The organism is Flavobacterium sp., assembly GCF_040382755.1.
GTDB lineage: Bacteria > Bacteroidota > Bacteroidia > Flavobacteriales > Flavobacteriaceae > Flavobacterium.
Genome location: NZ_JBEIET010000252.1, coordinates 1 through 1,576, shown reverse-complemented (window position 1 = coordinate 1,576; position 1,576 = coordinate 1). Strand labels below are relative to the sequence as shown.

Genomic DNA, 1,576 nt, shown 5'->3' with positions numbered 1-1,576 from the left:
GTATCGCCTTGGTTTAATATTACGTTTCCAAACGCTTTTACGTAATCTTCATCGGTATAATGATACGCTTTATTGCAATTTATAAGAACACCATTATGTTGCACTTGAACATTTCCAGTAAAAATAATGGCGCCCGGGATTTCATTTTGATTTTTATCGATAAAATCAGAATGCAAAATTTTTATCCCATTAGGATTAGAAGGAGTAATCTGTTGATTTGTAGTTTGTGCATTTCCAAACCATATGGTAAATACCAAAATGACAGCATATAAATATTTTCTCAATTTCTCAATTTTTTGTCAAATTTAAGTAAAATGTAGAATAATGAATGCGTATTAAGAATATTTTATGGTTTTTTTGATAGGTACACAGATTTTGCGAATTTTAATAGATCAAAAATAAGAAACCGCAGATTTCAGATTTTGGATCATCTGAGAATCTGCGGTTTTAATATGTGTAATACTTAAACGAGTTTAGTATAACAAAATTTTGTAACTTATATTGTAATTGTTTGAGTTCTATCAGGACCTACAGAAACAACTTTTATTGGCACTTCTAATTCTTTTTCAATGAATTCGATGTAAGTTTTTAATTCTGAAGGTAATTCTTCATACGTTGTCATACCAGTTAAATCGGCTTGCCAACCTTTCATTTCTGTGTATATTGGTTGCACATTTTCTGGTTCGATGTTGTAAGGGAAGTGTTTTAAAACTTCTCCTTTGTACTTGTAAGCGGTACAAATTTTCAACGTTTCAAATCCAGATAAAACGTCACCTTTCATCATATATAATTCGGTAACACCATTTACTTCAACAGCGTATTTTAAGGCTACTAAATCTAACCATCCACAACGACGAGCACGTCCTGTAACTGAACCAAATTCGTTTCCGATTTTTGCCATATTGGCGCCTACTTCATCAAATAATTCTGTTGGGAAAGGACCGCTTCCTACACGAGTGGTATACGCTTTAAAAATTCCAAAAACTTCTTTTACTCTGTTTGGAGCAATTCCTAATCCTGTGCAAGCTCCAGCAGCAGTAGTGTTAGAAGAAGTTACAAATGGATACGTTCCAAAGTCAACATCTAATAAAGAACCTTGTGCGCCTTCTGCTAAAATGGTTTTACCCGCTTTTAATGCTTTATTTAAATATTCTTCTGAATCAATGAAAGTTAATGTTTTTAATTCTTCAACTGCTGCGAAAAATTCAGCTTCCATTTCGGCTAAATTATATTGTAAATCTACATCATAAAAAGCAATCATCGCTTCGTGTTTGTCAGCTAAAGCACGGTATCTTTCTTTAAAATCAGCCATTTCTAAATCGCCAATTCGTAAACCATTTCTACCGGTTTTATCCATATATGTAGGTCCGATTCCTTTTAAAGTAGAACCAATTTTAGCTTTTCCTTTTGAAGCTTCCGAAGCTGCATCAAGTAAACGATGTGTAGGTAAAATTAAATGCGCTTTTCTTGATAAAAATAATTTTGATTTAACATCCAAATTAAATTTTTCTAATCCTTTAATTTCTGTTTGAAAAACCACAGGATCCATTACCACGCCATTTCCAATGATATTTAC

2 protein-coding genes are annotated in these 1,576 nt (G+C 32.6%); both read right to left on the bottom strand.

Translation table 11 applies throughout. The features are described 5' to 3' along the window. Positions 1 to 284 (bottom strand): OstA-like protein (locus ABWO04_RS11815; RefSeq protein WP_353079885.1); only part of this gene is annotated, 284 nt, incomplete at its 3' end. Positions 285 to 496: 212 nt separating this feature from the next. Beyond that, on the bottom strand, positions 497 to 1,576 hold a 1,080-nt coding region (locus ABWO04_RS11810), incomplete at its 5' end, for an adenylosuccinate synthase (RefSeq protein ID WP_353079884.1).